This window comes from Stenotrophomonas pictorum JCM 9942, from assembly GCF_001310775.1.
Taxonomy (GTDB): Bacteria; Pseudomonadota; Gammaproteobacteria; order Xanthomonadales; family Xanthomonadaceae; genus Stenotrophomonas; species Stenotrophomonas pictorum.
On record NZ_BAZI01000012.1, the window covers coordinates 1 to 19,169 of the forward strand.

14 protein-coding genes, 10 tRNA genes and 3 pseudogenes are annotated in these 19,169 nt (G+C 63.4%); 22 read left to right on the forward strand and 5 right to left on the reverse strand.

The features are described from left to right. A partial coding sequence (locus JCM9942_RS01735; RefSeq protein WP_157722739.1) for a M48 family metallopeptidase occupies nt 1-950 on the reverse strand: 950 nt, incomplete at its 3' end. Nucleotides 951-1,101: 151 nt separating this feature from the next. On the opposite strand from JCM9942_RS01735, the gene grxC reads away from it, so the two are divergent. The 3 genes and pseudogenes from grxC to JCM9942_RS01750 all read left to right on the forward strand — a co-directional run bounded on the left by grxC (nt 1,102) and on the right by JCM9942_RS01750 (nt 2,922). Next, nucleotides 1,102-1,398, forward strand: a complete 297-nt coding sequence (gene grxC / locus JCM9942_RS01740; RefSeq protein ID WP_054657137.1) for a glutaredoxin 3 — start codon at nt 1,102-1,104, stop codon at nt 1,396-1,398. Continuing rightward, nucleotides 1,395-1,787, forward strand: a complete 393-nt coding sequence (locus JCM9942_RS01745; protein WP_054657139.1) for a carboxymuconolactone decarboxylase family protein — start codon at nt 1,395-1,397, stop codon at nt 1,785-1,787. Before grxC ends, JCM9942_RS01745 begins: the two co-directional genes overlap by 4 nt. A gap of 131 nt (nt 1,788-1,918) precedes the next feature. Next, a pseudogene (locus JCM9942_RS01750) lies at nt 1,919-2,922 on the forward strand (isocitrate dehydrogenase). A 242-nt stretch (nt 2,923-3,164) separates the two neighbouring features. Here JCM9942_RS01750 and JCM9942_RS01755 read toward each other — a convergent pair. After that, nucleotides 3,165-3,926 (reverse strand): Bax inhibitor-1/YccA family protein, encoded by a 762-nt coding sequence (locus JCM9942_RS01755; RefSeq protein WP_054657141.1) that lies wholly within the window; start codon nt 3,924-3,926, stop codon nt 3,165-3,167. Nucleotides 3,927-4,067: 141 nt separating this feature from the next. Here JCM9942_RS01755 and JCM9942_RS01760 point away from each other — a divergent pair. The 15 genes and pseudogenes from JCM9942_RS01760 (at nt 4,068) to JCM9942_RS01835 (ending at nt 14,229) form a co-directional block, all read left to right on the forward strand. After that, nucleotides 4,068-4,144: transfer RNA gene (locus tag JCM9942_RS01760), tRNA-Pro, on the forward strand. Between the two features lie 44 nt (nt 4,145-4,188). Further along, nucleotides 4,189-4,265: transfer RNA gene (locus JCM9942_RS01765), tRNA-Arg, on the forward strand. Between the two features lie 34 nt (nt 4,266-4,299). Further along, nucleotides 4,300-4,376 (forward strand) — tRNA-His (locus tag JCM9942_RS01770). 77 nt (nt 4,377-4,453) lie between these two features. Further along, nucleotides 4,454-4,529: transfer RNA gene (locus JCM9942_RS01775), tRNA-Lys, on the forward strand. 110 nt (nt 4,530-4,639) lie between these two features. After that, a tRNA-Lys gene (locus JCM9942_RS01780) sits at nt 4,640-4,715 on the forward strand. A gap of 140 nt (nt 4,716-4,855) precedes the next feature. After that, nucleotides 4,856-4,940, forward strand: a tRNA-Leu gene (locus JCM9942_RS01785). Between the two features lie 182 nt (nt 4,941-5,122). Next, a pseudogene (gene tig, locus JCM9942_RS01790) lies at nt 5,123-6,417 on the forward strand (trigger factor). Between the two features lie 66 nt (nt 6,418-6,483). Next, complete coding sequence (gene clpP, locus JCM9942_RS01795) at nt 6,484-7,110, forward strand: ATP-dependent Clp endopeptidase proteolytic subunit ClpP (protein ID WP_054657143.1); 627 nt, start codon at nt 6,484-6,486, stop codon at nt 7,108-7,110. Between the two features lie 127 nt (nt 7,111-7,237). Continuing rightward, nucleotides 7,238-8,524, forward strand: coding sequence for an ATP-dependent Clp protease ATP-binding subunit ClpX (clpX, locus tag JCM9942_RS01800; protein ID WP_054657145.1), 1,287 nt, complete (start codon nt 7,238-7,240; stop codon nt 8,522-8,524). Nucleotides 8,525-8,701: 177 nt separating this feature from the next. Next, entirely contained in the window at nt 8,702-11,161 is a 2,460-nt protein-coding gene (gene lon, locus JCM9942_RS01805; RefSeq protein ID WP_054657147.1) for an endopeptidase La, read from the forward strand. Between the two features lie 207 nt (nt 11,162-11,368). Next, on the forward strand, nt 11,369-11,641 hold the full coding sequence (locus JCM9942_RS01810; RefSeq protein ID WP_054657149.1) for an HU family DNA-binding protein: 273 nt from the start codon (nt 11,369-11,371) through the stop codon (nt 11,639-11,641). Nucleotides 11,642-11,754: 113 nt separating this feature from the next. After that, a tRNA-Asp gene (locus tag JCM9942_RS01820) sits at nt 11,755-11,831 on the forward strand. 80 nt (nt 11,832-11,911) lie between these two features. Continuing rightward, nucleotides 11,912-11,988 (forward strand) — tRNA-Asp (locus JCM9942_RS01825). Between the two features lie 68 nt (nt 11,989-12,056). Then, nucleotides 12,057-12,133 (forward strand) — tRNA-Asp (locus JCM9942_RS01830). Nucleotides 12,134-12,262: 129 nt separating this feature from the next. After that, a pseudogene (locus JCM9942_RS01835) lies at nt 12,263-14,229 on the forward strand (peptidyl-prolyl cis-trans isomerase). Between the two features lie 87 nt (nt 14,230-14,316). Here the strand turns inward: JCM9942_RS01835 and JCM9942_RS01840 are convergent. Both JCM9942_RS01840 and gloB read right to left on the reverse strand, forming a co-directional pair. Next, the gene (locus JCM9942_RS01840) at nt 14,317-15,528 is read right to left on the reverse strand and encodes a lytic transglycosylase domain-containing protein (RefSeq protein ID WP_054657151.1); all 1,212 of its coding nucleotides are present in this window, start codon (nt 15,526-15,528) and stop codon (nt 14,317-14,319) included. Beyond that, a complete protein-coding gene (gene gloB / locus JCM9942_RS01845; RefSeq protein WP_054657153.1) occupies nt 15,525-16,289 on the reverse strand; it encodes a hydroxyacylglutathione hydrolase in 765 nt (254 codons plus the stop codon). Before gloB ends, JCM9942_RS01840 begins: the two co-directional genes overlap by 4 nt. A gap of 80 nt (nt 16,290-16,369) precedes the next feature. Between gloB and JCM9942_RS01850 the strand changes: the two genes are divergently transcribed. From JCM9942_RS01850 to dnaQ, 3 genes are read left to right on the forward strand one after another with little or no spacing between them, the layout of a single operon-like run. After that, a complete protein-coding gene (locus JCM9942_RS01850) occupies nt 16,370-16,954 on the forward strand; it encodes a class I SAM-dependent methyltransferase (protein WP_241772669.1) in 585 nt (194 codons plus the stop codon). 16 nt (nt 16,955-16,970) lie between these two features. After that, on the forward strand, nt 16,971-17,423 hold the full coding sequence (rnhA, locus tag JCM9942_RS01855; RefSeq protein WP_054657155.1) for a ribonuclease HI: 453 nt from the start codon (nt 16,971-16,973) through the stop codon (nt 17,421-17,423). 8 nt (nt 17,424-17,431) lie between these two features. Beyond that, the gene (gene dnaQ / locus JCM9942_RS01860; protein ID WP_054657157.1) at nt 17,432-18,160 is read left to right on the forward strand and encodes a DNA polymerase III subunit epsilon; all 729 of its coding nucleotides are present in this window, start codon (nt 17,432-17,434) and stop codon (nt 18,158-18,160) included. 15 nt (nt 18,161-18,175) lie between these two features. On the opposite strand, the gene JCM9942_RS01865 is transcribed toward dnaQ, so the two are convergent. Further along, nucleotides 18,176-18,880, reverse strand: a complete 705-nt coding sequence (locus JCM9942_RS01865) for a PP2C family protein-serine/threonine phosphatase (RefSeq protein WP_054657159.1) — start codon at nt 18,878-18,880, stop codon at nt 18,176-18,178. A gap of 202 nt (nt 18,881-19,082) precedes the next feature. On the opposite strand from JCM9942_RS01865, the gene JCM9942_RS01870 reads away from it, so the two are divergent. Continuing rightward, nucleotides 19,083-19,169: transfer RNA gene (locus JCM9942_RS01870), tRNA-Ser, on the forward strand.

Below are 19,169 nucleotides of genomic sequence, written 5' to 3' on the forward strand. Positions count from 1 at the left end.
GCCACGCTGCTGGCCGGCAGCGACAGCTGCAGGGAGCTCGGCAGCAGCGGATTGCCGCCGGCACCGAGCGGGTCGCGGATATCCGGCAGGGTGGGATTCACCCGTTCCTGGCGCACGCCGGTGGGCGTCTGCGTGGTGAGCAGCACGGTGTCTTTTTTCATCTGCTCGGCGCGGGATTTGGCCTCGCTGATGCGGGTGATGTTGACTGGATGGGTGCGCAGGAAATCCGGGGTGCTGTAGCCGCCCTCGTTGCCGCGCATGGCCGCGGACATGCGCTCGAAGAAGCCGGCCATCGCGTCCACGTCATAGCCGCTGTGGGCCAGGGTGCGGATGCCGAGGCGATCGGCCTCCGATTCATTGGAGCGGGTGAAATTGATCTGGCGCTGCTGCATCAGGCCCATGCCCGAGGTGATCGCGGCCATGGTGGCGTCGCCGGAGGAGTTGCCCCCGGCCTGTTGCGCGGCGACCACCGCCGCCAGCATGCCCAGCAGGATCGGGATCTGGTCGCGCTGGGCGCGCTCCACGCCGCGCAGCACGTGCTGCTGGGTGACGTGGGCGATTTCATGGGACAGCACCGCGGCCACCTCGTCTTCGCGCTGGGCGGTCAGCACCAGCCCGGCGTTCACGCCGATGTAGCCGCCCAGGGTGGCGAAGGCGTTGATCTGCCGGTCCTTGAGCATGAAAAACGTGAACGGCTGGCGCGGCTGCGCGCTGTTGGCACCCAGCCCGGTGCCCATCCCCTGCAGCCAGTCGTCGATCAGGGGGTCGTCCAGCAGGTAGCCGTAGTTGCGCAGCTCGCGCAGCATCATGCCGCCGTATTCAGCTTGACGGGCGGGCGTGAGCAGCTCGCCGGCCGATGAGCCGATGTCCGGCAGTTTCGTGTCCTGGGCCGCGCCGGGCGGGGTGGCCAGGGCCAAGGTCAAAGCGGTGGCAAGCAGCAACGGGCGCAAACGGTGACTCCGGTAGGGCTGGGCGGAGGATGACGGGGAAGCGGCGGCGGGGTGTGAAGCGCAGGTTAATCCAGAGTGTTCTGCCGGTGGCATCGAAAATCCATGCGCCCGCTACCATATAAGGACAACATTTCCAGCGAGGAGTTTCCTTGTGAGCAATCCCGTCACCGGCGCCGTGTCCGGCGCACCTGCAGTGACCATCTACTCCACCGCCGTGTGTCCTTACTGCGTGGCCGCCAAGAACTTCCTGAAGAGCAGGAACCAGTCGTGGACCGAAGTCCGTATCGACCTGGATCCGGCCGAGCGCGAGAAGATGATGGCGCTGACCCGGCGCACCAGCGTGCCGCAGATCTTCGTCGGCGACGTCCATGTCGGTGGCTACGACGACATGATGGCGCTGCATCGTGCCGGCAAGCTCGAGCCGCTGCTGGCGGGGCAGGGCGCATGAGCGCCGGGACCGAGAAGGACCGTCTGGCCGAATTCACCGAATTCCGCCAGCGCATGAACCAGCGCATCTTGGCCGAGCCCAACCAGGTGGTGCGGCGCTTCTTCGCGCTGGACACCCAGACCTACCAGGCCGGTGCGCTGGATGTGAAGACCAAGGAACTGCTGGGTCTGGTCGCCTCGCTGGTACTGCGCTGCGACGACTGCATCAGTTACCACGTGGCCCAGTGCAAGGAGGCCGGGGTCAGTCGCGAGGAGTTCTTCGAGACCTTCTCGGTCGGTCTGGTGGTGGGCGGCTCGATCGTTATTCCGCACCTGCGGCGGGCGGTGGATTTCCTCGACCAGCTCGAGAACGGGGCGGCCCAGGCGCCGGCCGGGCACGACCACGGCTGAACCCAGACCTTGGTCCAGTTGGGGGCGGAGGGGCGGATCGGGCATAATTGACAGTTGAAACCTTTTCAATCGCGCCGGGTTCCGGGCAGCCGGATGGCGCTTTCCCCTCCTCCCTGTTTGGAATACCCAAAATGACGCAGACAATCACCGTCATCCGCGGCGATGGCATCGGCCCGGAAATCATGGACGCCACCCTGTTCGTGCTCGACGCGCTGAACACCGGCCTGACCTATGAATACGCCGACGCCGGCCTGGCCGCGCTGGAAAAGCACGGTGAGCTGATCCCGGCGTCCACGCTGGAATCGATCACGAAGAACAAGGTGGCGCTGAAGAGCCCGCTGACCACGCCGGTGGGTGGTGGTTTCAGCTCGATCAACGTCGCCCTGCGTCGCCAGTTCGACCTGTACGCCAACGTGCGTCCGGCCATCTCGTTCCCGAACACCAAGTCGCGCTACGAGAACATCGACATGATCACGGTGCGCGAGAACACCGAAGGCGCCTACCTGGCCGAAGGCCAGGAAGTGTCGGCCGACGGCGAGACCGCTTTCTCCGGCACCCGCATCACCCGCAAGGTTCCGAGCGCATCGTGCGTTACGCCTTCGAGCTGGCCAAGAGCACCGGCCGCAAGAAGGTAACCGCCGTGCACAAGGCCAACATCATCAAGTCGACCTCGGGCCTGTTCCTGGACGTGGCGCGTGAAGTGGCCGCCAAGTATCCGGAAATCGAATTCCAGGAAATGATCGTCGACAACGCCTGCATGCAGCTGGTGATGCGTCCGGAGCAGTTCGACATCATCGTCACCACCAACCTGTTCGGCGACATCATCTCCGACCTGTGTGCCGGCCTGGTCGGCGGCCTGGGTCTGGCTCCGGGTGCCAACATCGGTGCTGACGTGGCGATCTTCGAAGCCGTGCATGGCACCGCGCCGGACATCGCCGGTCAGGGCAAGGCCAACCCGGTGGCGCTGATGCTGGGTGCGGCGCAGATGCTGGACCACGTGGGCCAGCCGGAAAACGCCGAGCGCCTGCGCAAGGCCATCGTCGCCACGATGGAAGCCAAGGACTCGCTGACCGGCGATCTGGGCGGCACCGGCACTACCATGGGCTTCGCCAAGGCGATCGCCAGCCGCATCTGATTGCGGCGGCGGCACGCTGGTGGTTGACGAAACGGAGCGCGCAAGCGCTCCGTTTCTGTTTGGATTGATCGCGTGGGCGGTGTGCTGCGGACGGTCGCAACGTCATCGCCGCGCCTTCGCTATGTGAAAGGGCGGGGGCCGGGCCCTGTGCACTCTCCGCGTTGCAGGTCAGCGGCGCAACGTCCCAAAAAAAACAAAGGGCGCCTGAGGGCGCCCTTTGCATCACCGTCTGCTGCAGGCCCTCAGTTGCGGGATTGCAGCTTGGACAGCAGGCGCAGGAATTCGATATACAGCCACACCAGGGTGACCATCAGCCCGAACGCGCCGTACCACTCCATGTACTTGGGTGCTCCGGCTTCCACGCCGCTTTCGATGAAGTCGAAATCCAGCACCAGGTTCAGCGCCGCGATCACTACCACGAACAGGCTGAAACCGATGCCGATCAGGCCGGACTCATGGATGAAGGGGATGTTGATATTGAAAAAGCCCAATACGATCGTGGCCAGGTACACCAGTGCGATGCCGCCGGTGGCGGCGACCACGCCCAGCTTGAAGTTCTCGGTGGCCTTGATCAGTCCGCTGCGATAGGCGAACAGCAGCGCGAACAGCGTGCCGAAGGTCAGGATCACCGCCTGGAAGACAATGCCGTTGAAGCGGGCTTCGTAGATGGCCGAGATCGAGCCCAGGAAGAAGCCTTCGGCCAATGCGTACAGCGGTGCGCTGACCGGTGCCCAGCTCTTCTTGAAGATGGTCACCACCGACAGGATGAGGCCGGTGATCATGCCGCCCCACAGGTAGAGTTTGGCGGCCGGCAGCAGCTCGCCGCTGTCGCTGATCGTGCCGCTCCATGCAAACGCGGCGGTGAGCACGGCCAGCAGCAACAGCAGACCGGTCTTGTTGACGGTGCCGTTGATCGTCATCACCTGCGCGCCGCGTGAGACCACGCTGCCACTGCCAAGATCGAGGAAGGTGGATTCGGAAAGGGCGGGGTTGCCGCTGCGCATGCAAGTCTCCGTTGCGAGGAATGAGGGGCGGGTGCTGCATCAAGCATACCCGTATCAATCGAAGTGAAATTTACCGTTGACAGACTGCGCCACTATTACGACAATAGCCGACCTTTCCGGGGCATCGGAGAGATTCACCGCCGGGGTATAGCGCAGTCTGGTAGCGCGCCTGCTTTGGGAGCAGGATGTCGGGGGTTCGAATCCCTCTACCCCGACCATCCAATGCACCAAGCGCGTGTTGGAGTGCGACAATCCGGTCAGAGCGCCCGTAGCTCAACTGGATAGAGCACCGGCCTTCTAAGCCGGCGGTTACAGGTTCGATTCCTGTCGGGCGCACCATCAGGTGCAAGCGGTAGGTAGCAAGTTTTCAGTGGTGGCTGTAGCTCAGTTGGTTAGAGTACCGGATTGTGATTCCGGTGGTCGGGGGTTCGAATCCCCTCAGCCACCCCACTGTTTCAAAGCTTCGGAGTGAAATCCGGGCTTGCAATAAAAGCCAGGTTGCGGCATTATTCGCCTCCTGATTTTCAGGGCTGTTAGCTCAGTTGGTAGAGCAGTTGACTCTTAATCAATAGGTCCAAGGTTCGAATCCTTGACAGCCCACCAGATTGAAAAGCCGTCAGAGCAATCTGGCGGCTTTTGCTTTTTATGTAAGCCCCGCACTTTGGGGTGGCGTGGAAAACACCCTCTGGTGTAGACTTGGCGCCGAAGTTTCAGGGCTGTTAGCTCAGTTGGTAGAGCAGTTGACTCTTAATCAATAGGTCCAAGGTTCGAATCCTTGACAGCCCACCAGATTGAAAAGCCGTCAGAGTGATCTGGCGGCTTTTTTCTTGCCAGACAGGGGGGGGCGGTCTGGGGCGTTGGATGGGGGGCGGGTGCTTGTCTTCCGCTTTTCTGGCGCTCCTGCAACAATGGCGGCCTGAATCGGCATCGCGAAAGTGGCGGAATTGGTAGACGCCCTGGATTTAGGTTCCAGTGCCGCAAGGCGTGGGGGTTCGAGTCCCCCCTTTCGCACCATCTTTGGATATTGCCGGTCCCATCTTCCCGGCGCCGGTTTCGGTGCTGCGGTCTTGCAGCGGGCTGGAAGCGCCCGCCAGAATCAGCGAAACTACCGGGCTGGCGTGGATACGTGCGCCGTTCAAATCCGTTTCTCTACCAATCGAGCCGGGGCCCATGCGCCACCGGTGGCAGGAGTCCACATGCAAGCTTCGATCGAATCCACCGGCAACCTGGAACGCCGTCTGACCTTTTCCCTGCCGGAGGAGCGCCTGCAGACCCACATCAATGGACGCCTGGGTGAGATCGCTCGCACTGCGCGCATCAAGGGTTTCCGCCCAGGCAAGGTGCCGGCCAAGGTGATCGAGCAGCGCTTCGGTCAGCAGGTGCGCGCCGAGGCGGTGGATGGCCTGCTGCGCGAGACGTTCGACGCCGCGCTGCGCCAGCATGAGCTGCGCATCGCCGGCAATCCGCGCATCGACAAGGCCGGCGAAGGCGAGTTCGATTTCGTCGCCACCGTCGAGCTGGTGCCGGACTTCGGCGATGTCGATGTGACCAAGCTGAACGTTGTGCGTCACACCGCTGAAATCAGCGACGCCGACATCGACCAGATGATCGAGAACCTGCGTGCGCAGCGCCGCAGCTGGAAGCCGGTTGCGCGCGGTGCGCAGCAAGGGGATCTGGTCGGTCTGGAAACCTGGTCGCAGATCGGCGACGAGCGCCTGCCGGCGGAAGGTGCCGAGAAGGGCACCATCATTCTCGGCCAGGGCATGATGTTCGAGTCGATTGAAAAGGGCCTGGTCGGGCTGGCCAAGGGCGAGGAAAAGACGCTGGACGTCGATTTCCCGGCCGACTGGCGCGTGCCGGCGCTGGCCGGCAAGACGGCCAAGGTCACCGTCAAGGCCGTTGAAGTCTCCGAACAGGAAGTTCCGGAAGTCGACGCCGCGTTTATCAAGAGCTTCGGTGTGAAGAACGGTGATCCGGAGCAGTTCCGCGCCGACATCCGTTCCAACCTGGAGCGCGAGCTCAAGGGTGCGCTGATGAACCGTCTGCGCCGTGAAGTGGGCGAGCAGCTGATTGCCGCCTATTCCTCGGTGGAGCTGCCGCCGCGTCTGGTCGAGAACGAAGCCCGTGCGATGCTGGCCCAGCAGATCGAGGCCATCCGTCGCCAGGGCGGCAACCCGGGCGAAGTGCCGGCCGATGCCCATGAAGCTTCAAGGACGCCGCTGCCAAGCGCGTGCTGGTCGGCCTGCTGGTCGGTGAAGTGGCCCGCAAGAACGAGCTGCGCCTGGATCCGAAACGCCTGAACGAAACCATGCGCCTGATCGCTTCGACCTACGAAGAGCCCGAGCAGGTCATTGAGATGTACCGCAACGACCCCCAGCTTATGGCTGGCCTGCAGAACCGCGTGATGGAAGAGCAGGTGATCGACTGGATCGCCGAGCGTGCCCAGCACACCGAGCAGTCGCTGTCGTTCCAGGAAGCCATCCGCCAGTAACTGGCGGGCGTTTGATCCCCGCGCCGCTGGCGCGGGGTGTTCCTCTCAAAATAGGTGCCCCACGTAATGGACAACCGAGCCAAAGCCCTGAACATGGTTCCAATGGTGGTCGAACAGACCGCCCGCGGCGAGCGCGCCTATGACATCTATTCGCGCCTGCTCAAAGAACGCCTGATTTTCCTGGTCGGTCCCATCGACGATCACATGGCGAACGTGGTGGTGGCGCAGCTGTTGTTCCTGGAAGCGGAAAATCCGGAAAAGGACATCAGTATCTATATCAATTCGCCCGGTGGCGTGGTCACCGCCGGTATGGCGATCTACGACACCATGCAATACATCAAGCCGGATGTGAGCACGATCTGCATCGGTCAGGCGGCCTCCATGGGCGCGCTGCTGCTGGCGTCCGGTGCGGCCGGCAAGCGTTATGCGCTGCCTAATTCGCGGGTGATGATCCATCAGCCGCTGGGGGGCTTCCAGGGCCAGGCCACCGACATCGACATCCATGCGCGTGAAATCCTGACCCTGCGCGCTCGCCTGAACGAGGTGCTGTCCAAGCACACCGGGCAATCGCTGGAAACCATCGCGCGCGACACCGAGCGCGACAATTTCAAGAGCGCGGCCGAGGCCCAGGCCTATGGTCTGGTGGACCAGGTGCTTGAGCGTCGTCCGGACGAGTCGATCCAAGCGGCCTGATGGTAAAAACTGCCGGAAAACACGGCAATTCTGCAGGGTCGGAACGGGGCTGGTGTCCCTCCGGCCCTGTGTTATTCTCGAATTTGAACCCCCTGTTCATAGGGGGAAGCAACTGGGTAAGCGAAGCATGAGCGAAGACCGGCAAGGTCGTTCCGGGGACAGCAGCAAGATTCTTTACTGCTCGTTCTGCGGCAAGAGTCAGCATGAAGTACGCAAGCTGATCGCGGGCCCGAGCGTGTTCATCTGTGATGAATGCGTGGAGCTGTGCAACGACATCATCCGTGAGGAGCTTGAGGAGAAGGCCCAGTCGGCACGCAGTTCGCTGCCCAAGCCGAAGGAAATCCTCGAGGTCCTGGACCAGTATGTGATCGGTCAGACCCGCGCCAAGCGCACGCTCGCGGTGGCGGTGTACAACCATTACAAGCGCATCGAAAGCCGTCAGAAGAACGACGACGTCGAGCTGTCCAAGTCCAACATCCTGCTGGTCGGCCCGACCGGTTCGGGCAAGACGCTGCTGGCCGAAACGCTGGCGCGGCTGCTCAATGTGCCCTTCACCATGGCCGATGCGACCACGCTGACCGAAGCCGGTTACGTGGGCGAGGACGTGGAGAACATCATCCAGAAGCTGCTGCAGAAGTGCGACTACGACGTCGAGAAGGCGCAGCAGGGCATCGTCTACATCGATGAGATCGACAAGATCTCGCGCAAGAGCGAGAACCCGTCGATCACCCGCGACGTGTCGGGCGAAGGTGTGCAGCAGGCCCTGCTGAAGCTGATCGAAGGCACCGTGGCCAGCGTGCCGCCGCAGGGCGGACGCAAGCATCCGCAGCAGGAGTTCCTGCAGGTCGATACCAAGAACATCCTGTTCATCTGTGGCGGCGCGTTCGCCGGCCTGGACAAGGTGATCCAGCAGCGTTCCTCGGAAACCAGCAGTATTGGCTTTGGCGCCAAGGTCAAGAGCACCGAGCGCAAGCAGGAGATCGGCAAGGTACTGGCCGAGGTCGAGCCGGAAGATCTGATCAAGTTCGGTCTGATCCCCGAGTTTGTCGGCCGCCTGCCGGTGGTCGCCACGCTGGAAGAGCTCGATGAGCCGGCACTGATCAAGATCCTGACCGAGCCGAAGAACGCCATCACCAAGCAGTTCAAGAAACTGTTCGAGATGGAGAACGTCGAGCTGGAGTTCCGGCCCGACGCGCTGGCGGCCATCGCCAAAAAGGCGATCAAGCGCAAGACCGGTGCCCGCGGCCTGCGCACGATCGTCGAGTCGGTGCTGCTGGACACCATGTATGACCTGCCGTCGCAGGAAAATGTCAGCAAGGTGGTGGTCGATGAATCGGTCATCGAGAACAAGTCCGAGCCGTACGTGATCTACCAGACGCCGCCGGCACCGCCCAAGGCTGCTTCCGGCGACTGAACAGGGGCAACGGGACGCACTGTTGCGGGGCTGGGTTGCCCGTTCAGAATCTCGCTCGTACACCTCTTGCAACACCTCGCCGATGGCCCCATAACGGGGCCATCGGCTTTTTTATTTCAGCCTTGTCCACCCACCAGCTCCCGGCTGGTTGTTCCCCCGAATTCCTGCGGAGCCCCCATGGCCCAGTCCCAACTCGAAGTCCTCGACCTGCCGGTCCTGCCACTGCGCGACGTGGTGGTGTTCTCGCACATGGTCATTCCCCTGTTCGTGGGCCGCGACAAGTCCATGCAGGCGCTGGAGCGCGCGATGGAGGCGGACAAGCGCATCCTGCTGCTGGCGCAGAAGTCGGCCGAAACCGATGACCCGGCCGCGGCGGACCTGTACACCGTCGGTACCCTGGCGCAGGTGCTGCAATTGCTGAAGCTGCCCGATGGCACCATCAAGGTGCTGGTCGAGGGGCTCTCGCGCGTGGCCGTGGACAAGGTCCATGAGCAGGATGGCGCGCTGCAGGGGCACGGCGTGGAAATCGAATCGGATGAGACGCGCGAGCCGCGAGAGATCGAGGCGATCGCCCGTTCGCTGATGTCGCTGTTCGAGCAGTACGTCAAGACCAACCGCAAGCTGCCGCCGGAGCTGCTGCAGACGCTGGCTGGTATCGATGAGCCGGCGCGTCTGGCCGACACCATCGCCGCGCACATCGGCGTGCGCCTGGCCGACAAGCAAAAGCTGCTGGAAACCCTGCAGATCGGTGATCGTCTGGAAATGCTGGTCGGCCTGGTCGACGGCGAGATCGACGTGCAGCAGCTGGAGAAACGCATCCGCGGGCGCGTGAAGTCGCAGATGGAAAAGAGCCAGCGCGAGTACTACCTCAACGAGCAGATGAAGGCCATCCAGAAGGAACTGGGTGATCTGGATGACGCGCCGGGCGAGCTGGAAGAGCTGGCGCGCAAGATCGCCGACGCCGGCATGCCCAAGGCGGTCGAGGCCAAGGCCAAGAACGAACTCAACAAGCTCAAGCAGATGTCGCCAATGTCGGCAGAAGCGGCGGTGGTGCGCAACTATCTGGAATGGCTGCTGGGTGTGCCGTGGAACAAACGCACCAAGGTCCGCAAGGATCTGAAGGCCGCGCAGGACACGCTGGATGCCGACCACTACGGCTTGGAGAAGGTCAAGGACCGCATTCTCGAGTATCTGGCCGTGCAGTCGCGCGTGAAGCAGATGAAGGGCCCGATCCTGTGCCTGGTCGGACCGCCCGGCGTGGGCAAGACCTCGCTCGGTCAGTCCATCGCCAAGGCCACCAACCGCAAGTTCGTGCGCATGAGCCTGGGTGGCGTCCGCGACGAGGCCGAGATCCGTGGCCATCGCCGTACCTACGTCGGCTCGATGCCGGGCCGCATCGTGCAGAACCTCAACAAGGTCGGCAGCAAGAATCCGCTGTTCGTGCTGGATGAGATCGACAAGATGTCGATGGATTTCCGTGGCGATCCGTCCTCGGCCCTGCTCGAAGTGCTGGACCCGGAGCAGAACAACGCTTTCAACGACCACTACCTCGAGGTCGATCTGGACCTGAGCGAAGTGATGTTCGTGGCCACCTCCAACTCGTTGAACATCCCCGGTCCGCTGCTGGACCGCATGGAAGTGATCCGCATCCCGGGCTATACCGAGGATGAAAAGCTCAACATCGCCACCCGTTACCTGGTGCCCAAGCAGCTCAAGGCCAATGGCCTGAAGGTGGAGGAGCTGGCGATCGAGGAGGGGGCGATCCGTGACATCGTGCGCTACTACACGCGCGAATCGGGCGTGCGCAACCTCGAGCGTGAGATCGCCAAGATCTGCCGCAAGGTGGTGAAGGAAATTGCCCTGGCCGGTCCGCAGCCGGTGAAGAAAGTGGCTGCAAAGAAATCTGCCAAGAAGCCGAAAGCCGTGGTGGTGGTGGACGCGAAGAACCTGGAGAAATACCTAGGCGTGCAGCGCTTCGACTTCGGTCGTGCCGAGGAGGCGAACGAGATCGGCTTGGTCACCGGTCTGGCGTGGACCGAGGTCGGCGGTGACCTGTTGCAGATCGAGTCGACACTGATTCCGGGCAAAGGCGCTGTCACCCTGACCGGCCAGTTGGGCAATGTGATGAAGGAGTCGGCGACGGCGGCATTGTCGGTGGTGCGTGCGCGTGCCGAAACGCTGGGGATCGATGTCGATTTCCTGCAGAAGCACGATGTGCATCTGCATGTGCCCGATGGCGCCACGCCGAAGGATGGCCCCAGCGCGGGTATCGCGATGGTCACCTCGCTGGTCTCCACGTTGACCCGGGTTCCGGTCAAGGCGGATGTGGCGATGACGGGTGAAATCACGCTGCGCGGCCGCGTCACCGCCATCGGTGGTTTGAAGGAGAAGCTGCTGGCGGCGTTGCGCGGTGGCATCCGCACCGTGCTCATCCCCGACGAGAACCGCAAGGATCTGGCTGATATCCCCGCCAATGTCACCCGCGATCTGCACATCGTGCCGGTGAAGTGGATCGATGAAGTGCTGGATATCGCACTGGAGTCGCCACCGGCGCCGAAGAAGGTGGGCAAGAAAGCGCCGCGTGTGGCGGTACGAGGCAAGGCCAAGTCATCTCCGGCAACACGCGTCAAGCATTGAATGCAGTGCTGAAAACCCCTGAAACCCGCGTCGTTATTGGCTTTTCAGCTTGCGCGGGTAGGGGGCGGCTGGTATAAAAGTGCGACTCACGTACCTGTGAAATCACAGGCAACGTGTTTGAAGGATTTTCCGGTTGCCGCTGCTGCAAATGCGGGCGACGACCCACCCATCTATTCCGCGGCATTACCGCAAAGGGAGTTTTACAGAATGAACAAGACCGAATTGATTGATGGCGTTGCCGCTGCTGCCGACCTGTCCAAGGCTGAGGCTGGCCGTGCAGTTGACGCCGTCATCGCCGAGATCACCAAAGCTCTGAAGAAGGGCGATGCCGTGACTCTCGTCGGCTTTGGTACGTTCCAGGTTCGCGAGCGCGCCGAGCGCACCGGCCGTAATCCGAAGACCGGTGACACCATCAAGATCGCCGCTTCGAAAAATCCTGCGTTCAAGGCTGGCAAAGCTCTGAAAGACGCTGTAAACTAAGCGGCTCACCTAGGTGCTTAGCTCAGCGGTAGAGCGTCTCCCTTACACGGAGAGGGTCGGGGGTTCGAAACCCTCAGCACCCACCAAAGCATCATTGGTAAAAGTTTGAAAGTGGAGCGGTAGTTCAGCTGGTTAGAATGCTGGCCTGTCACGCCGGAGGTCGCGGGTTCGAGTCCCGTCCGCTCCGCCACTTCATACGGGCCCCTGAGGAATCGGGGGCCTCGTTTTCTCAAGTCCCCCGGGACCGGAGAAAACAAACAGGTTAAATGTGGAGCGGTAGTTCAGCTGGTTAGAATGCTGGCCTGTCACGCCGGAGGTCGCGGGTTCGAGTCCCGTCCGCTCCGCCATTTATCCAGTCATTCTTCGGAATGCGCGTTTTGCGGGGAAACCTTGCAGGACGGACGAGTCAAAACGTGGAGCGGTAGTTCAGCTGGTTAGAATGCTGGCCTGTCACGCCGGAGGTCGCGGGTTCGAGTCCCGTCCGCTCCGCCAGTTGTCTCAAAAGCCCTCGGCGCAAGCCGGGGGTTTTTCTTTGGCCGCTCATGTGGAACACGTGCGCTGGGAGTCGGGCGGGAAGCGGGTTACACTGCCCGGCTCGCCAATCGGGCCGTGATTTTTCCCATGCTGCAGAAACTCCGCGACAAGACCTCGGGCTGGATCGTTACCGTGATCATGGGCCTGTTGATGATTCCGTTCCTGTTCGTGATCGACAACAGCTATCTTGCGGTGTCGGTGCGCAGAACGTGGCCAAGGTGTCGGCGCCGCCGACCTGGTGGCAGTCGGCGCCGTCCTGGTGGCCGATGTCGTTCCTGTGGAGCCATCACGAAATCAGTGCCGAAGAATTCCGTACCCGTTTCGAGCAGGCGCGGATGCAGGCGCGTGAGCAGCAGGGCGAGAATTTCGATCCGCGTGAATTCGAAACGGCGGAGAACAAACTGCTGGTGCTGGATCAGCTCATTGACGAGCAGGTCGTGCGTCTGGCGGCTGAAGACGCGCATATCGTGATCGGCGATGCCGCGGTGCGCGATTACATCGCCAGCATTCCGGCGTTCCAGCGCGATGGCAAGTTCGATGCCGACCAGTACCGGCTGGTGCTGGCGCAGAGTGTGCCGCCGCGGACACCGGCGATGTTCGAACAGCTGGTGCGCACCAGTCTGCAGCAGTCGATCATTCCCAGCGCGCTTGCACAGTCCGGTTTTGTCACCAAGGGTGAAAGCGAGCGTCTGCTGAAGCTGCTGGGTGAAACCCGTGACGTCGAGTTCGCGCTGTTGCCCGCACCGGAAGTCGATACCGCCGCTGTCAGCGATGACGAAATCAAGCAGTGGTACGACAGCCATCCGAAGGATTTCCTGCAGCCGGAAAGTGTCTCCATCGAGTACGTTGAACTCAGTGCGGCGACGTTGCCGCCGGTTGCGCCGGCTGATGACGCCGCGCTGCGCCGTCGCTACGACGAGGAGAAGGCGCGTTTTGTTGCGCCTGAGCAGCGTCTGGCATCGCACATCCTGATCAGCGCCGGTTCCGATGCGGCGTCGCAGAAGGCCGCAGAAGCCAAGGCGGCAAAGCTGGCTGAAGAAGCCAGGCAGGGGGCTGATTTTGCGGCACTGGCCAAGGCCAACTCCGATGACCCGGGCTCGAAGAACGAGGGTGGTGATCTGGGCTGGGTCGAGCGCGAAGTGATGGTCAAGCCGTTCGAGGACGCCCTGTATGCGATGAAGATTGGCGAGATCACCGGGCCGGTCAAGACCGATTTCGGTTACCACGTGCTGAAGCTGCGCGAGATCAAGGGCGGTGAAGGGCGTCCGTTCGAGGAGGTCCGCGATCAGCTGGCTGCCGAACAGTTGCAGGCTGATACCGAAAAGGCGTTCAGCGAGCTGAGCGGGCGCCTGGTGGATCTGGTCTACAAGAACCCGACCGCGTTGGAGCCGGCAGCCAAGGAAGTGGGCGTGCCGGTGCAGGTGCTGGGACCGTTCACGCGGACGACCGCCAGCGGTATCGCTGCCACCCCGGCCGTGTTGCGTGCGGCGTTCTCCGACGCGCGGGTGGAAGACGGTACGGTCAGTGACCCGATCGAGATCGCGCCGAACCACAACGTGATGCTGCGTGTCACCGAGCACACGCCGGAGCAGCCGATCCCGCTTGCGCAGGCACGTGAGCAGGTGATTGCGGCCATTCGCGCACACCGTACGGAAGAAGCATCGAGCAAGGCCGCTGATGCACTGCTGGCCAAGCTGGGCAGCGGACAAACCCTGCAGCTGCTGGCCGAATCCGAAAAACTGCAGCTGTTGCCGATGCCGGGTCTGCCGCGTACCGCGCCGATGCCTACCGTTGAGGCCAATCGAGCCGTATTCGCTGCGGCACCGCCAAGTGCCGACAAGCCGAGCTATGGCAAAGTCGACATGGGCGATGGTCGCTATGCGGTGTTCGCGGTGACCAAGGTGACGCCTGGCGATATCGCTGAAGTGAGTGAGCAGCAGCAGTCCATGTTGAAGCAGCAGCTCAGCCAGATCGATGGCGCTGCGGCGGCGAAGGCCTATGTGGATGGCATGCGCAAGCGCTTCAAGGTGCAGGTGCAGGAATCCCAGCTCTAGGTCTGGGTTCAAGTAAAAAGCCCGGCTTTCGCCGGGCTTTTTTATTTGTCTGTCCTGCAGTGTCGGGTGGGCAGGGGAGCTGCGGCCTCAGCGCGCATCTTCGAAGTTGAGCACCATGCCCGGTTTGAGCGTCGCCTTGGCGTCCAGGTTGTTGCGGGCCAGCAGGGCTTTGACGGGAACCCCGTAGCGACGTGCGATCGACCAGGCCGATTCGCCGCTGCGCACGGTATGGCGGCGTGAGGTCCGGCCGGTGGTGGTTGCTGCGCTGCTGCTGGCCACGCGCGGGGCTGCGGCCGTGGCCGGAGGTGGGGAGGAGGAGGCCACTGCGAAGCTGTCGGTCTGCGCTATGGCTCCTTCTGCATGGCCGATCATCGCAGGTGCCAGCACCCGCACGCCCGGGCGTGCACCGGTCACGGCCGGGTTGAGGCGGGCGATTCGGGCCGGGTCCAGTGCATTCTGCGCCGACCAGGCGGCCAGCGTGGTGTTGGCTGGCAGCGGGTGGCCCTTGAGAATCGGTACTGGACGGTCGAGGGCGGCCATCAGATCCGGTTGCTTCTCGGCCTGTTCCAGCACACAGGCCAGCGCGTGCAGTTTCTCGACATACGAATAGGTGATGGGCGAGAGCCCGGGCAACTCTGCGGGACGCGCGTTCTGGGCGTTCATGCCGGCCCGCCGTAGCGATTGCAGGATGCGGTACTCGCCGGCGTTGTAGGCCATCACCGCCAGCCGCCAGTCGCCGCCGAACATGCCGTGCAGCGTTTTCAGGTAGCGTACGGCCGCGCGGGTGGAATCCACCGCAGAAAGGCGGCCGTCGTAGCCGGCTTCCATCGGTACCCGGTGGTTGCGTGCGGTGGTGGCGATGAACTGCCACAGCCCGGCAGGGCCACCGGCATTGCGCGCGCCGGGCCTGTAGCCGCTTTCCACGAAGGGGATCAGCGCATATTCGGTCGGCAGGCCGGCCTCACGCAGTTCATCAACCACGTAACCGAACAGCGGCAGTGCATCGTCTTCGATATTGCCCAGGCGCGAAGGGGCGTGTGCGAAGTGCTTGCGCCAGCGGGGATTGGTCGCGGCGGCATCGCACTGGGCGTCGGCCAGGCCTTCGCGGAAGTTGGCGAAAATCTCGCGACCATTGCGGCTGGTCGGCGGCGGCAGCGAGGCCGGGTCAATGGGCAAGGCGCCCAGTGCCGCGAGGTTCTGGCTCACCCCGGCGCTGACGGGCAGCGGCGGGGTACTGGCGGCAGCCGCGCCCACGCCCAGAAACATCCCGAGCGCGAGCGCCAGAGCGTGCCGCTTCATGCGCGGAAACCGTCTTTCCAGCGCCGTAATTCGGCAAAGGTCTCCACTTCATCGGCTGGCGCCCGGCCCAGACGGGTGGCGACGGCGGCGCGAATGGCGGAGTCGTTGGTGCGCAGGAATGGGTTGCACTGCAGTTCGCTGGCCAGTAGGGCGGGAACGGAGGGGCGTGAGCGGCTGCGCATGTCCTGAGCTTCCTGTTGGCGGCGTTGCAATGCCGCGTTGGTGGGATCGATATGCCGAGCGAACACGGCATTGGCCAGTGTGTACTCGTGCCCGCAGCAGACCCATGTCTGCGGGGGCAGCGCGGCCAGGCGTTGCAGCGAGGCCAGCATCTGGGCGGGCGTACCTTCGAACATGCGTCCACAGCCCAGGCTGAACAGCATGTCGCCACAAAACAGGTGGTTGTGGCCGAGGTAGGCGATATGGCTCCGGGTGTGGCCGGGAACTTCCAGCACGGTGAAATCGAAGCCGGGCAATTGTACCCGGTCGTTTTCACCCACCCGTTCACAATCCAAAGTGATGCGTTCATCGGCTGGGGCGAACACCGGCAGCCAGGGCCAGCGCTGGCGCAGCGCCGCGACGCCGCCGATGTGGTCGTCGTGGTGGTGGGTGAGCAGGACGGCAGCGGGCTGCATGCCTTGGTCCGCGGCGTCGAATACGGGGCCGGCTTGGCCCGGATCGACAAAAACCGTGCGGTCGTCAGGTGTTTGCAGCGCCCAGATGTAGTTGTCCTGAAATGCAGGCAGGGCGGTCAGTCGCATAGAATTGGACCATGCCTGCCGCCCCGTTCCCCCGTCAAGCTGCAGTCTCGGCCTGGTTTGAGAAAACTGGCGCGCTTGCGATGCGTGAACTCGAGCATCGGACCCTGCTTGAACAGTTGCGTGCGGTACCGGCGCAGCCTTGGCTGTGGATGGGGCCGGCGGCCAGCTGGTTGCCCGTGTCTCCACCCCAGGGCCGGGGCATCCGGCTGCATCCGCATGTGACCGGACCGGGGTACGACGGCGATCTGCGTTGCTCGCTGCCCCTGCCGCTGCCGGCCGAGTCCGTCAATGCGATCGTGCTGCAGCATGTGGCGGCGGAGCAGGCGGCGGATCTGCTGGCCGAGTGCGCGCGGATCTTGATGCCCGGGGGGCGGCTGTGGATGACACTGCTCAACCGCTGCAGTCCCTACCGCACGCACTGGCAATGGCAGGGCGCACGGCCACCCTCGGCGGGGCATTGCCGGATGCTGATCCAGCGCCAGGGTCTGCGCTGCACCTCGCTGCGCCATCTGGGGCCTTTGCTGGATTCCTCCGGTGCAGGCGCAGGTACGTCGTTGGCGGCATTGCGCGCGATCTGTGTATTGAGCGGGGAAAAGCGCACCACCACGTTGACCGCTATTGGCCAGCTCAGGACGGCCGATTGGCGCCGGCCGCTGGCGACCTGACTTTTTACGGAACTACATGAAATCCATTGAAATACACACCGACGGCGCGTGCCTCGGTAATCCCGGGCCGGGCGGCTGGGCCGCCCTGCTGCGCTACAAGGGACATGAGCGCGAGGTCACCGGCGGGGAAGGTCACACCACCAACAATCGCATGGAGTTGATGGCCGCCATCTCGGGCCTGGAGACCCTCACCGAGCCGTGTGAGATCGTGCTGCATACCGATTCGCAGTACGTGCGCCAGGGCATCACCGAATGGATGGGCGGCTGGGTGCGGCGCAACTGGAAAACCGCCGGTGGCGATCCGGTCAAGAACCGCGATCTGTGGGAGCGTCTGCACGCGGCCACCCAGCGGCATCGGATCGACTGGCGCTGGGTCAAGGGCCATTCCGGCGACCCGGACAACGAACGCGTGGACCAGCTGGCCCGCGATGAAGCCATCCGCGTGCGCGCCAGCGCCGCAAGCAACTGAGGTAGGCCGTGCGCCAGATCATCCTTGATACCGAAACCACCGGCCTGGACTGGAAGAAAGGCAACCGCGTGGTCGAGATCGGCTGCGTGGAGCTGCTTGAACGCCGCCCCAGCGGCAACAATTTCCATCGTTACCTCAAGCCCGATTGCGAGTTCGAGAGTGGGGCGCAGGAAGTCACCGGGCTGACCCTGGAGTTCCTCGCCGACAAGCCGCGCTTTGAAGAAGTAGTCGACGAGTTCCTGGCCTATGTCGATGGCGCCGAACTGATCATCCACAACGCCTCGTTCGACATGGGCTTCCTGGAGAACGAGCTGGCGCTGGCCGGAAAAACCCGGCTGGCCGAGCGGGTCACCGTCACCGATACCCTGCTGATGGCGCGCGAGCGCTACCCTGGCCAGCGCAACTCGCTGGACGCGCTGTGCCGGCGGTTGGGCGTGGACAACTCGCATCGCCAGCTGCACGGCGCACTGCTCGATGCGCAGATTCTGGCCGATGTGTATATCGCCCTGACCTCGGGCCAGGAGGAGATCGGCTTCGGTCAGCCAGAGGCCGAGCGCAGTGGCGCTGTCGGCGCGGTACAGGCATTTGACCCTGCGGTCTTGCTGCCGCGCCCGCGGGTGCTGGCGACCGGTTCCGAGCTGGAGGCACACGAAGCCCGGCTGGCGCGGCTGCGCAAGAAGGCCGGTCACGCCTGGTGGGATGGTGAGCGTGCGCCGGTGGCGCCGGAAACCGCCTGAGGCAATCGAAGGGGGCTAGTGGCAGCGGACGAGGATGACGGTCACGTTGTCCGAGCCGCCGCCATCCAGTGCCGCGCCGACCAGGGTGTCCACGCATTCCTGCGCACTGCAATCGGCATGGGCCAGCATGCTGGCGATGCTGGCATCGTCCACTTCCTCGCTCAGCCCGTCGCTGCACAGCAGCAGCTGCATGCCCGGGCGCAATTCCCCGGTCATCGTGGCCACGTTCAGGTGCGCCGGGTCGGTGACTCCCAATGCCTGGGTGACCACGTTGCGGTGCGGGTGGGCGCGGGCCTGTTCGGCGGTCAGTGAGCCTTTTGCGACCAGCTCCTGCACGTAGCTGTGGTCCTGGCTCAGTTGGCTCAGTTTGCCGTCCCGCCACAGGTAGGCGCGGCTGTCGCCGATCCAGGCCACTTCGAACTGGTGCCCCAGGATCTGTGCGGCCACCACGGTGGTGCCCATCGGCAGGCTGTCATTGCGCCGTCGCGAGGTGCGGATGATCTCCTCATCGGCGATACGGATCGCCTGGACCAGCGGGATCCCCTTGCGGATCTCGCGGACGATGGTTTCCCGCGCCAGGGCGCTGGCCACTTCGCCACAGGCGTGTCCGCCCATGCCATCAGCCACCAGCCACAGGCCGAGCTCGCTGTCACCGTAGTAGGTGTCTTCATTGAGCTGGCGGCGCAGGCCGACATGGCTGAGGTGTCCGAATTCGATCATGAGTGCCGGCGTGGGCTGTATTGCGTCAGGAAGGGCAACGCATCATCGCGTTCATGGAGGTGTACAGCAAGCGTCGCAATGTGGCTTGCCGGTTGCCGCAACGCCCGCTCCGGGCAGGCGATGGCGCGTCAATTGTGAAAAACCGCTTGTCGCAATGCCAATGCCCCTTATTATTCGCAGCCCGGTTCGCCGGGGACCATCTGGAGAGGTGGCAGAGCGGTTGAATGTACCTGACTCGAAATCAGGCAGGCGTTTATAGCGCCTCGGGGGTTCGAATCCCCCCCTCTCC